9 protein-coding genes and 1 pseudogene are annotated in these 13509 nt (G+C 37.7%); 6 read left to right on the forward strand and 4 right to left on the reverse strand.

The window, feature by feature from the left end; translation table 11 throughout:
* Positions 1-212: 212 nt before the first annotated feature.
* Together TEPIDINF_RS01165 and TEPIDINF_RS01170 are read right to left on the reverse strand one after the other, a co-directional pair.
* Positions 213-1899: pseudogene (locus TEPIDINF_RS01165) on the reverse strand (glycoside hydrolase family 13 protein).
* A 102-nt stretch (positions 1900-2001) separates the two neighbouring features.
* Positions 2002-3315: an ABC transporter substrate-binding protein gene (locus TEPIDINF_RS01170; protein ID WP_421692125.1), complete on the reverse strand. Its 1314-nt coding sequence runs from the start codon at positions 3313-3315 to the stop codon at positions 2002-2004.
* A gap of 303 nt (positions 3316-3618) precedes the next feature.
* On the opposite strand from TEPIDINF_RS01170, the gene TEPIDINF_RS01175 reads away from it, so the two are divergent.
* Positions 3619-4866 (forward strand): IS110 family RNA-guided transposase, encoded by a 1248-nt coding sequence (locus TEPIDINF_RS01175; protein WP_421691201.1) that lies wholly within the window; start codon positions 3619-3621, stop codon positions 4864-4866.
* A 204-nt stretch (positions 4867-5070) separates the two neighbouring features.
* On the opposite strand, the gene TEPIDINF_RS01180 is transcribed toward TEPIDINF_RS01175, so the two are convergent.
* Together TEPIDINF_RS01180 and TEPIDINF_RS01185 are read right to left on the reverse strand one after the other, a co-directional pair.
* Positions 5071-5898 carry a carbohydrate ABC transporter permease gene (locus tag TEPIDINF_RS01180; protein ID WP_068722935.1) on the reverse strand — a complete coding sequence of 276 codons (828 nt, stop codon included), beginning with the start codon at positions 5896-5898 and terminating at the stop codon, positions 5071-5073.
* The gene (locus tag TEPIDINF_RS01185; RefSeq protein ID WP_068722937.1) at positions 5898-6782 is read right to left on the reverse strand and encodes a carbohydrate ABC transporter permease; all 885 of its coding nucleotides are present in this window, start codon (positions 6780-6782) and stop codon (positions 5898-5900) included. The genes TEPIDINF_RS01180 and TEPIDINF_RS01185 overlap by 1 nt, the downstream gene beginning before the upstream one ends.
* Before the next feature lie 348 nt (positions 6783-7130).
* Between TEPIDINF_RS01185 and TEPIDINF_RS01190 the strand changes: the two genes are divergently transcribed.
* The 5 genes from TEPIDINF_RS01190 to TEPIDINF_RS01210 all read left to right on the forward strand — a co-directional run bounded on the left by TEPIDINF_RS01190 (position 7131) and on the right by TEPIDINF_RS01210 (position 13475).
* Entirely contained in the window at positions 7131-7481 is a 351-nt protein-coding gene (locus TEPIDINF_RS01190; protein ID WP_068722939.1) for a hypothetical protein, read from the forward strand.
* A 30-nt stretch (positions 7482-7511) separates the two neighbouring features.
* Positions 7512-9287: a CBM35 domain-containing protein gene (locus TEPIDINF_RS01195; protein ID WP_068722944.1), complete on the forward strand. Its 1776-nt coding sequence runs from the start codon at positions 7512-7514 to the stop codon at positions 9285-9287.
* 257 nt (positions 9288-9544) lie between these two features.
* Complete coding sequence (locus TEPIDINF_RS01200) at positions 9545-10774, forward strand: glycoside hydrolase family 15 protein (protein ID WP_068722946.1); 1230 nt, start codon at positions 9545-9547, stop codon at positions 10772-10774.
* Between the two features lie 253 nt (positions 10775-11027).
* The gene (locus TEPIDINF_RS01205; RefSeq protein WP_421691202.1) at positions 11028-12257 is read left to right on the forward strand and encodes a hypothetical protein; all 1230 of its coding nucleotides are present in this window, start codon (positions 11028-11030) and stop codon (positions 12255-12257) included.
* A gap of 207 nt (positions 12258-12464) precedes the next feature.
* Positions 12465-13475, forward strand: coding sequence for a LacI family DNA-binding transcriptional regulator (locus TEPIDINF_RS01210; RefSeq protein ID WP_068722950.1), 1011 nt, complete (start codon positions 12465-12467; stop codon positions 13473-13475).
* Positions 13476-13509 lie beyond the last annotated feature (34 nt).

The following is a 13509-nucleotide window of genomic DNA, read 5'->3' on the forward strand; positions in this document are numbered from 1 at the left end:
TGACGTTTTTTAGTCAACCTTCCATCCGAAGGTAGCCATAGGCCACAAGTGACGCTATAGCACTACGTGCTAAGTCGTCCTATGTCGCTTTCATACAATATACCAAATTCCCTTTATGAGATCTATTTGATAAAACATAAAGTTAATATCTTTTCTCGTAAAAATATGATGTAAATGAATTCAACTTAAAATGATCGTTTTCCTTCCTCCTCTTAATTTTTGAGCCGATAAACACGAGCTTCATAGGGTTGCATAATAAAAGAATCAATTCTGCCTTCATTCTCTACCGGATAATTGCTGATTAATAAATCTACGGATTGATAGACCACCTTTTCCGGTAATACAAATGTTGTTGCTGCTTCGTAAAAATTCAGAACAATGAGCAGCTTTTCTCCGTTGTATGTACGGGTATAAGCGTAAATTTGTTCATGATCTTCCAATAACAGATCATAGGTTCCGTAAACGATAGTCGGATTTTCTTTCCGCAGACGAATCAATTCTTTGTAGTAATAAAAAATAGATTCTTTATCCTGTAATGCTTGATCCACATTGATTTCTTTATAATTAGGATTAACTGCTAACCATGGCGTACCATCGGAAAACCCGGCATTCTTGCAGTCATTCCACTGCATTGGGGTTCTGGCATTATCCCGTCCCTTTTTATAGATAAGGTTCATTAATGTTTCAACATCTTCAGTTCCTTTTTTTATTTTTTCACGGTACCAATTCAGGGTTTCAATATCCCGGTAATCATCTATTTTTTCAAATTTAACATTGGTCATGCCAATTTCTTCACCCTGATAAATATAAGGGGTTCCTTTCATCATATGGAGGCAGGTTGCAAGCATCTTGGCGGATTCCACCCGATATTTCGTATCATTTCCGAAGCGTGATACCATACGGGGCTGATCGTGATTATTTAAATAGAGGCTATTCCAGCCTTTTCCTTCCAATCCTTTTTGCCACTTCGTCATCACTTGCTTAAACCGGATTAAATTCAACTCCCGAACATCCCATTTTCCGCTAGGTCCCGAATCAAGGTCCATATGTTCAAATTGAAAAACCATATTTAATTCATTCCGGTCTTCACCGGTATAAAGTGCAGCGTCATCAGGAGTAACTTCAGGTGTTTCGCCGACGGTCATAATATTGTAATTGGAAAGCACCCTATTGTGCATCTCTTGTAAATAACGGTGTACACTGGGTCCGTTTGCATAATATTTTGTCCCGGGAAGCGTATTGTTGTCCATTTATGGCCGGAGCATCCGGGAGATCGGCATGTTTTGAAATAAAATTAATGACATCCATTCTGAAGCCGTCAATCCCTTTATCCAGCCACCATTTCATCATCTTATATATTTCATCGCGTACTTTGGGATTTTCCCAGTTCAAGTCAGGCTGTTTTTTGCTAAATAAATGGAGATAATATTCCTCTGTGTTTTCATCATACTCCCAAGTTGAACCGCTGAAAAAGGATTCCCAGTTGTTTGGTTCCTTTCCGTCTTTCCCTTTTCTCCAAATGTAATAGTCCCTATAGGGGTTATCTTTGGATTGGCGGGATTGAAGAAACCACGGATGCTGATCAGAAGTATGATTGACAACAAGATCCATGATCAGTCTGATTCCTCTTTTATGCATTTCGGCAAGAAGCTCTTCCCAATCCTCTAAAGTTCCAAATTCGTCCATGATCTCATAATATTCGCTTATATCGTAGCCGTTGTCATCATTGGGCGACTTATAAACGGGAGAAAGCCAGATCACATCCACTCCGAGTTCCTTCAGATAATCCAGTTTTGCTTGAATCCCTTTTAAATCACCGACGCCGTCTCCGTTAGAGTCCATGAAACTTCTCAGATAAATTTGGTAAACAACACTTTTCTTCCACCATTGGTTTTCCATCAGATCATACCCCTCAATCCGTAAATTAACGTTAAGAAAAAACTGGTTATAATACAAAACCAGTTTTTTCTTTAATCTATTCAATAATTTTTATCCCATTTATTATTTCTTTAAATTATCCCAAGCTGTTTGCAAGTCGTTTAAGAATTGATCCTTCGACTTTTGCCCGCCGACATAAGCTTGCATAATTGAACCAAATTCATTGATGACTCCGTCAGGGTATTTAAACCAGTTCCAAGAAAGAGTCTTGTTTTCATTGGAATATTTAATAATATCATCGGCAAGAGCTCCTAAACCGGTAGCTTCTATGTTATCAAAGGCAGGGATAAATTTAAACTTCTGAACGATGTAGGATTTTCCGACATCGGAGCTTACCATCCAATTTAAGAATTTCTTCGCTTCTTCCTTGTTAGGTGAATTTTTATTAACTACCCAGTTGTTTGGAACACCTACCGGAAGTTTATCCATCGCTTCAGCATCATTATTGATTGGAATTGGCAAGAAACCCATATTAATATTCGGATTAATTTCCAATATCATATTGGTTGTCCAGTTACCTTGTTGCATCATCGCTGTTTGACCGCTGGCGAATTGAGTAACCTGAGTATTGTAATCGGTTGTTAACGGATTTTTATTGCCGTATTTTATTGTTAAATCAAAAAGGTTCATAAATTCTTCGAATTTTTCATTGCCCGGGATTTTGGCTGTTCCGCTGTTCAGGCCTTGAATAAATTCATCAGGATTCGGTTGTTGTGCAAACGGAATATTCAGCAAATGAATACCCAATACCCACCATTCGCCATAGCCGACGGAAAAAGGTGTAATACCTGCATCGTTTAGTTTTTTTGCAGCTGCTTCTAACTCATCCAACGTTTTAGGTAAGTTTGTAATGCCTGCTTTGGCAAATAAATCTTTATTGTAGATAAATCCGTATCCCTCTAGATTCAAAGGCTGACCATAAATCTTTCCGTCAATAGTCATAGGAACTTTTGCAGATGGATAAACATGGCTGACCCAAGGTTGATCAGATAAATCTTCTAATTTATTTAACCATGTTTGAGCCTCGGCAAATCCGCCGTTATTAAATATATCAGGCTCATTTCCTGATGCAAACTGTGCTTTTAATGCAGCACCGTAATCAGCGCCGCCGCCTACAGTCTGAACATTGACCTTAACATTGGGGTTTTCTTTTTCATATTCCTTTGCTAATTGTTCCAGATCCTCCGCAATTTCAACCTTGAATTGGAAGATGCTTAAGGTAATGTTTTCCTTTTCAGCTGGTTGTGCCGGTGTTGTGCTGCTGTTGGCTTGATCGGCTTCGGTTTTTGCCGGTGCTTCAGTGGTTGTCGAACAAGCAGATAAAGATAATAGCATGATGATAGAAATAATAAGAGTGACTACAGTAAGCCTTTTCATTTTTATATCCATTCCTTTCGCTTCGCTCAAGGCACAAAACGTAATGAAATAGTTGTGCTTTGGGCGAAATTTTTATTATTCTAAACTCATAGGGATACCAGTGAACTACAAATCACGTGGAGGTGAGTGGGTTGCTCCAATTATGGAGTGACCGCATTTTTATATGTGTAGATTGCCTTTCCAAGCACAAATAAGTGTGACTTCGAGCACGCAGACTTATCTTTGTATAAACATTACTCGTTTATTGCTGGGCAATCAGTCAATGCTGGCTATCCCTATACACCTCAGAAAGGAGTTTTTCCTATGGCTTTAAAAATTGTTTATCCAATTTGTTGTGGAATTGATGTCCACAAAACCTTTGTTGTTGCCTGTATTGCTTCAACAGATAAAGGGGTTACCACTTACAAACGCCATCGCTTTTCGACTTTCACCAAAGGTTTGAAAGAGCTGTCAAAATGGCTTTGTCAAAATAACTGTAAGGATGTCTGTATGGAATCTACCGGGAAATACTGGATTCCCGTGTTTAATGTACTTGAAGATTCCTGCAATATCACTCTGGCACATCCTAAATACGTCAAGGCGATACGCGGCAAAAAGACGGACAAAAAGGATGCCAAATGGATTGCCGATTTATTTAAGCATGACCTTGTAGCTGGAAGCTTTATGCCTCCACTTGCGATCAGACAGCTTCGTGACCTTATGCGTTATCGTTTTAAACTGACTAACTTTATGTCCAGTGAGAAGAACCGTCTTCAAAACAGTTTAACCGTGTCTAACATTCAGCTTGGAAATGTTGTTTCGGATACCTTCGGCAAAAGCTCCATGAACATCATTGACAAGCTCCTTAAAAATCCTCTGGATACCTCTTTTGATTTAGAACCTTTAATCCATGGCTCCATGAAGGACAAACTTCCTGAACTGGAACTCGCCATTGACGGATTTATTACTCCAGAACAAGCAGAAAAATTAAAGGTGATTAAACAGCACTATGAAGACCTTGAATCCCGTAAAGCTGACCTTGAAACCATAATTCTTGCTCTTGCCGAGTCCTACTCAGAAGAAATTAACTTAATCTTAACTGTTCCGTCCTTTAAAAATATCTTTTCCGCCATTGCCGTGGTTTCGGAAATCGGTGCAAACATGGACGTGTTCCCAACAGCTAAGCATTTATGTTCCTGGGCAGGACTGACTCCCACCAATAATGAGAGTGCCGGCAAGGAAAAGTCAGTAAGAATTTCGAGAGCTGGCTGCTACATAAAGCCTCTTTTGGTACAGTGTGCGACTGCGGTAGTCAAAAGTGAAAAACATCCCGAAATTCGAAACCGCTATTTAAGGCTTAAAAAACGTCGTGGTCACAAACGAGCGATTATTGCGATAGCACGAATGCTTTTAACAGCGATATACCATATTCTCAAAAAGAAAGAACCCTATAATCCTGAATTGTACAAAAAATCCGATGTACTTCCAGTAAACCGTGAGATCACAGTAGAACAAGCAATTCTACTAGCTAAAAGTCAAGGTTTTCGAGTGATGGCAGTTACAACTACTTAAAGTTTTATTAACCAAATATTTCTAATAAAGTCATCGATCGATGGCTTGTTTGCTATGCCTTTTTTTATAGAATACTACTTCAAGTAATCATTTCAGACTTGACCCCCTAAAATAATCAATTTTTTTCAACCTCATTATATAAAGCATGCATCACTTCTAACACGTAAGATATTGTTCAAATAAGTGGAAAATATTGATGATTCTTTATTTGATTGACCCTGCCGTTATCCCTTTAATAATATGACGTTGCAAAAAGAAGAAAAAGATAAGAAGGGGAATAATCCCTAAAATTAAGGCTGCCAATGCCAAGTCCCACTGCTTCGTATATTGGCCGAAGAAGAAAAACGTAGCTAACGGGATAGTTCTTAAGTTTTGCTCTTGAAGCACTAATAAAGGCAACAGAAAGTCATTCCAAATCCATAAACTGTTTAAAATCACGATTGTAACGGTAATCGGTTTTAAAAGCGGAAATACGATTCGCCAAAACACACAAAACGAAGAACATCCGTCAACAATGGCGGCCTCTTCAATTTCACGGGGGATTGCTTTAATAAATCCGTGATAAAGAAAAATAGAGAACCCTGCTCCAAGTCCAAGATACATGATCACAATACCCGGGATACTGTTTAACAACCCTAACTGACTGGTCACCCGAACCAACGGAATCATGATGGACTGAAAGGGAATCACCATAGCCGAAATAAATAAAATAAAGATGATTTTGCTGATTTTATTTGGGGATCTGACCAAACGATAAGCAGCCATTGAATTAAAAATTACGATTACCAGGTTACTAAACACCGTAATTAAAAGAGAGTTTAGAAATACCTTTGGATATTGAAGACGTTTCCATGCTTCCGCATAATTATTCCATTGAAATTCTTTAGGCCATGCAGCCGTGTTTAACAGAATCTCTGAAAAACTTTTTAATGAATTAATAATAATAAAATAAAAGGGGATTAAAAAGATTAACCCTAATAAAATCGTTAAAATCTCCAGAAGAAAAGTTCGCTTTGTATATCTCTGTTCCATTAAGCTTCAATCTCCTTCTTCTTGGTATATAGAACTTGTATAGTTGTGATTGTAGCCACAATGATAAAAAACAGGAACGCTTTGGCGGCACCTAATCCATAACGATTGTTGACAAAGGCTTCCGTATAGATATTGATTGCCAGAGATTCTGTCGATTTAAACGGTCCCCCGTTTGTTAACGAGAAATTGAGATCAAAGATTTTAAATGACCAGGCAATTGTTAAAAATAAACAAATGGTAATCGCCGGCCTGATTAAAGGTAAAATAATATATCTTAATAAGTTCCAACCGCTTGCTCCGTCAATTCGAGCCGCTTCGATCACTTCATTAGGTATATTCAATAAGGATGCAATATAGATCACCATGATGTATCCGGCACCTTGCCATACGCTTACGATCACAATCCCCCAAAAAGCGGTTTTTGCATCACCTAACCAGGGTAATTGAAAAAAAGATAAACCTGTGATCTGTCCTATTGATGCAAAACCTTTAACAAAAATAAATTGCCAGATAAATCCTAATAGAAGACCGGAAATTAAATTGGGTACGAAGAAGACCGTTCGCAAGATATTTTTTGTTTTAAGCATCTGAGTTAATGCCAATGCTAACAAGAACCCTAACAGGTTGGTTAAAAATACGGATGCCAATGTCAATTTGAGCGTAAATAAGAAAGAATTTCTAACTTGCAAATCATTTTTAAAGATTTGGATAAAATTATCCAGTCCCACCCATTCAATTGTGCCTGACACCCCGTTCCAATTCGTAAAGGAATAGTACATCCCTAAAACAAATGGAATTAATACGATAACGCTAAATACCAAAAATGCTGGACCTACAAAAGAAATATAGGTTAAGGCTTGTTTAAATTTTATTTTGTTAAACACAAGGGTACACCTCCTTACTTTATTTTAGAAATTAAAATTTTAAAGAAACACAGAATAAATTGTTCACTAAGGTGGAAAATATTGATCGCAAATTTTTCCACCTATTTGTTCAATATTGTCTGTGTTTATAAACCTCAATATTGTCTGTGTTTATAAACCATGGAAAAAATTATAATTACGCTAAACTATTTATAGATTTGTATATTACATTTTGGCTCCGTCGTTCGTTGCCTTCTATGATTAAAAGAATATGAGAGAAGACAACTCTCGAAAGTCGCTTTCATGCAATATACAAATCCCTATCGTTTCATGAAATCTTCCTTAATTCTAGAGTATGGAGGGATGTAAATGTCAGTTTGTAGAGTAAAGAAAATTGCTGGTCGAACAGTTACTCTTATGTTAGCTTTATTGCTTTTGTTTTCTGTAGTCATTGAAACTGCTTACGCCAGAGATAGTGCAGTTACACGGGAGGGTTCAGGTCCGATGTATTGGATTGGTTATGAGTATCCGTTTACTACGGATACGGCATTAACAGAATCGCGCTGGCAAGCAAACATTGACTGGATCGCTGACAATTTTAAATCTTACGGCTACGAAATGGTCAGCACGGACGGCTGGATTGAAGGGTCAACGTTAACTAATGAAAATGGCTATATACTTAGTTATAATGACTCGTGGACACATGACTGGCAATATTAGGTAAATTATGTTGAGCAAAAAGGTTTGAAAATGGGAGTTTATTATAACCCGTTATGGGTAACTCAAGCTGCTGTAAATGATTCTACAAAAAAAGTGATTGGAACAGATATACCTATTAGTAGTATAGTAACTTCCGGAGATTTTTTTAATGGAAATCCGGATCCAGCAAAACAGCTTTACTGGGTAGATGTAACAAAACCAGGAACTAAAGAATTTGTACAAGGATACGTGAATTATTTTAAAAATATGGGGGTTATATTTTTACGTGTTGATTTTTTATCTTGGTATGAGTCAGGTACTGAGGTAGGTGCCCCTGACGGGGCGATTGCTCATGGTTCCGTGAATTACGAAACGGCATTAAGCTGGATTGAAGAAGCTGCCGGTACGGATATGACCATTAGTCTTGTAATGCCAAATCTCTATAATCATGCAGAAGTAGAAATGAAATATGGAGATATGATTCGAATCGATAATGACACGGCTACAGGCGGATGGACACATATCAGTCAAGGCAGCTTTGGGGATTTGAGGCAAACTTGGCAGGATCATTGGTCACAGTGGGCCAATCCATTTCAAGGGTTTACCGGTTTTTCAGACATAGCCGGCAGAAGGTCTATGATTCTAGATGGAGATTTTTTGAGAATGAATACATTTTCCGGCTCTTATGCAGATAATGAAAGAAAATCTGCTGTATCTTTATTTACCATGGCAGGCTCCCCTATTGCGATTGCTGATCAATATGACACTATAGGAGATAATGCAAAATATTATCAAAACACGGAATTAATTGCGTTACATCAGGATGGATTTGTAGGAAAACCAATATATTATAATGGAAATCCCTATGAACCAGAAACATCAGGTTATCCAGATACAGGAAGCCGTGACAGTGAACGATGGATAGGACAGACTTCTGACAGAAACTGGGTGGCTGCAATATTTAACCGATCTGATTACGAGAAAACTCAGTCGATAGATTTTGCTTCCATATTAGGACTTACAAATGGAGCTTCTGTAAGAGATTTATGGTTGCATACTGATCTTGGATTTAAAACCAACCAAACTGTAACCCTTAATCTGCATGATGTAAGTATAGTAAAAATTATTCCGAACCATCCTGATCCGACGATAAATCGATATGAAGCAGAGGTAGCAGCTTTCCAAAATGGGGCTCACTTTAACAATAATCATACCGGATATTCAGGGGAAGGATTTATTGACAAACTGGAATCAGGATCAGAAGGTGCAAATGTTGTCTTTTCTGTAAATGCAGCTAGTTCAGGCAATTATAATTTAAATGTCAGGTATGGAAACGCAATGGGTTATACCAGTACAGCTTCCTATACTGTAAATGATGCTTCCGGCAATATACTTGATACCGGAAAAATTTCATTACCCAATCTTAGTAACTGGGATACTTGGGGAAATGCAAGTATCACCATTCCTCTTTCCCAAGGATTAAATTTAATCACTATTGCTCGTAATTCAGATGATACAGGCGCATTTAATTTAGATTATATTGAATTAAATAACCGTACTCCTCAACCAGTCAATCGTGTTGTCAATCCCGGATTTGAAACAGGAGATATAACAGGTTGGACAGAATGGCACCCATCAGCTTCCTACGGAGTTGACTCGTATGATGTTCATAGCGGGAATTATAAACTCTATTTCTGGAATACTTCACCCTATCAACAAAGCGTTCATCAAATAATTAATAACTTACCAAATGGCAGCTACAATATAAGTACATGGGTAAAACTACAAGCCTATTCAGGTGTTGATCCTACTTATGCAAGAATGTAATTAAGTAATTACGGCGATAGCCAAATCAATATTAACTTTTCGCCAAATTCCAATTGGCAGCAGATAAATACAACGGTAAATATTACAAGCGGACAGCTTGATTTAGGTTTCTATCTTAATGCAGACGGCTACACTTCCCTGCAAATTGATGATGTGATTATTTCCAAACAATAAAGCAAGACTAATTCAGATGGAGTTTTAATAAACAAAGTGTAGAAGGAGGAAAAAGAATATATCTTTTTTTTAAAAACAAGTACATGATTTTCATACTATCAGTAATCCTTATTACTTCCATCTTGTTTGCTCCATTGCAAATTACTCAAGCATCAACAGATACATTACCCACTGATCAGTCAGTAACAAGCATTTACTTGAATAACTGGAAGGATGCAGTAAATATATGGATGGCGAGCGAATTAGCTCAAACGGATACAGGAAATTATGGTCCAAGAATTGGAGAAATGAGAATTGATGACGACTATACCGTGAATCAGATTCATGATTACTCTGCTTTTTTTCGTGATGAAACCAATGCAGTGAAATATACAGAACCGCACAATTTTGCCTCAGAAGCTTATTATGATGAAGGTGGAATTCTTCATACGAAATATTTGGACTACAGCGGTAATTCGTTGCCTATTATTATCGAAAAGGATTATGCGATGGTCCCTAATGAAGACTTTATGGTTGCTAAATATACCTTTATCAATCATAATGCAACCTCCATTGATTTTAACCTATTGGAGCAGATTCACGTCAATAATATTACCAAAGGCGGAAGCAACCAAGTTCATCATGGTTGGTATGATAGCAACAGAAATAGCCTATTTGTAGATATGACCAGTTCTGGTCAATATTACGTTGCTTTAGGGGCTTTTCAAACTGCTGACGGTTATCAGGTGGCTGATGATACCCAATCAGATTTGGGAGCAAACGATGTGAGTGCTTGGTATACCTTCGATAATAATGGAACAGTAAAAAATAATTCCGATGAATATGCGGTAGATATCAGCGTTGCTTTTCAGGATGAAATAACCATCCCGGCCTCAGATTCTGTATCGATTTCCTTTGTATCTACCGTGCAAAATAATTTGACGAATGTGCAAAGTGCAATAGACAGAGCTTTATCCCAAACGGCTGACTACTGGTTTCAGCAAACGACTACGGCCTACAGTAATTGGCTTAGCCAAGGAAAAACAATCAATTTTGCCGATGATGGAATTAATAAGACCTATACTCGAGGCTTAGTAACGATAAAAAATGCAACGAATCCGACATATGGAGCTACTCCGGCAACAACCAATCCAATAGCCTATGGCTACAAGGTATGGTTACGTGATTCTGCTGTAACCGCAATGATCTTGGATCAAGCGGGCTTCCACGACGAAGCAAAAAAATATTGGTATTGGCTGCAGGATCGTCAAGAGTCGGATGGCACGTTTAAAACAACCTCTGATTACTGGACGAACAATATGTACCTTTTGTAGAACCAAAGCATGATTCCATTGGTATTTTTTTAGTAGGTGCTTATCAGCATTATAAATTGACAGGTGATACCACTTTCTTAAATAATATCTGGGATAAGTACAGAAAGTCGGCAGATTTTATCTGGTCCAATGTAGGCTCTGATCCTTACGGATTTGGTGAAGAGGATGCAAGTATAATGCCTTTACTCAGGCATTGTATGTAGCAGGATTAGATGCTGCACAGCATATGGCTAGAGCTAAGGGGTTATTTACCTTGGCAGATGATTATAACGGTGCAGCCAGTGAAATTCGTTCTAACATTCAAAAAGATGTTACATGGAATCCTCCTGGACTTTGGAACGTAAATAATGGCTACTACAATTGTGCAGTTAATTTGGATGGAACGCCGAGAACTTTAGTAGACGGTTCATCCAATGCCTTGATTGTTTACGGCGTGGTAGATGCGAATTCCTCAAGGGCAAACAGTCATGTAAACAAAATAAAAACCAATCTGCAACACGATAATTTTGGAATTGCACGTTATGATGGGGATACCTTCTATTACACAGCACCATTTAGCCCTGCTGGAAATGAAGCGTTAAGTGACGAACCTACCTGGCCGCAAATGAGCGCTTATGCTGCACTGCACCATTTATATCGAGGAGAAAAACAAACGGCTTTAAATTATCTAAAGTGGATCGTTTCTCGGACGGCTGTGGGATATATGGCTCAGGGAGAGGCCGTATCACGAGTTACATTAAAACCTCTTCCCAGTACAATGGTAGAACCTGTGACAGCCGCTTGGTTTATTATTACGGCTTTAACCTATGAAGATCAGGCAGATTTACGTATTATTCCTCCGCAGTTTAACGCAGGAGCGTATAAGACAATTAATGTAACGACTACGGTGGCTAATGATTTACCTCAATGGAGCAATGTTCCATATTATCATGACCAACTAAATGACAGCGAATCATCTTCAGGGGATACAGATATTGCAAAAGTATATAATACCAATGACGCCAACAATCTATATGTACGGATTAAAAATGACAGCAATCATTTGTCCGGCTACAATACTGCTCCCCGTTTTGCCATGACGGTCTATGCTGAAGATTTTAAACATAGTACGATGGAATCAAAAAATACAGGGTTATATGGCGGAAGCTTGGATCGCCCGATGCAATATATGGTTAGCAGATGGAGTGATTCCAATGATTTTGCTAAATTCTATGTGAATAATGGAAGCTGGACATTTGATAAACATCTTACCGGAGTTACGATTCCGCAATGGGATGTAAATACAGGGGACATTGAAATGGTTATTCCCCTTTCTGAATTATCCAGCACCGGGTCAGTAAGTATCGGAGATTGGTCCAATCTGAATATTGTGTTGGTAAGACAGGATTCGAATACACTTAATTGGTCGGAAGATGATGTCATGGCTATTCATTACCGTGTAATGTCATCAGGTGAGCAATGGTACTATGGTAATGTAGAGTAGAAGTGTAAGAAAAAAATCATTTTGCAGATAGAAAAGAATTTTCCCTGTTAAGATAGTATTGTGTCTTAACAGTTTTTTTTTGATTATAGATAAAAAAACTAGTTTAAATTTTTAATAAATTTAGAAAAAAGATATTGACTAATTAATTCTTCAGAGGTTATCATTAAGCTGTAGTTAAACGTTTACGTAGGAAGAGTGAAATCACTGATGAATCCAACTATAAAAGATGTAGCAAAAAAAGCGAATGTATCTACAGCAACAGTATCTCGCATACTAAATGGACTTCCGGGTTACTCTGAAGAAACAAAGAAAAGAGTACTAAAAGTAATTGAAGAATTAGGATATCAACCAAACGCAGTAGCAAGGGGATTAGTGAGTAGAAAGACAAAAACCTTAGGTGTGTTACTTCCTAATGTATCAAGTTTGTTTGCCGCAGAAATACTCAATGGAATTGAAGATACTGCTCATGAATCTGACCATAGTGTCATAGTATGTAATACAGACTCTAATGGAATACGCACAATAAAATATCTGCAAGTTTTAAACGAAAAAAGGGTTGACGGTATTATTTTTACCAGTGAAGTATTAAAAAAAGAATACTATGATGCGATGATAGAAATGGATATTCCAATCGTTCTTATTTCAACGGCTTCCTATCGTTATCCGTTGCCTTACGTGAAAGTAGATGATAAGCATGCTGCATACAGTGCTACTGAATTTTTAATTATGAATGGACATGAAAGAATTGCAATGATCAGCGGAACAAAAGATGATCCAATCGCAGGAGTTCCCAGGGTGGAAGGATATAAGCAGGCTTTACGAGATTATGGGCTTATGGTTGATGAACAAAGAATTACCTACGGAATCGATTTTGGTTATAAAACAGGTATGATGGGTATGGAACAAATCATAAATGAAATGCATGATATTACTGCCGTATTTGCTGCAAGTGATGAAATTGCAATCGGTGCCCTATCTGTTGCTAATAAACATGGATGGAAGGTTCCTGACGATATATCCATCATCGGTTATGATAATTTAAAAGTAGCAGAAATGTCTATTCCTCCACTGACCACAGTGGCTCAGCCGTTATATGAAATGGGGGAAATCGCGACGAAAATGCTTTTTAAAATGATCAATACAGGACAAACCGTGGAAAGTCGTATTATTCCACATAAAATTATCGAAAGGCAATCCGTTAAAAGAATAGAACAATAGAAGAGATTTTGTTTTTTATCTTTTTATTTTTAAA

Origin of the sequence: Tepidibacillus infernus, from assembly GCF_048898065.1 — a bacterium.
GTDB lineage: Bacteria > Bacillota > Bacilli > Tepidibacillales > Tepidibacillaceae > Tepidibacillus_B > Tepidibacillus_B infernus.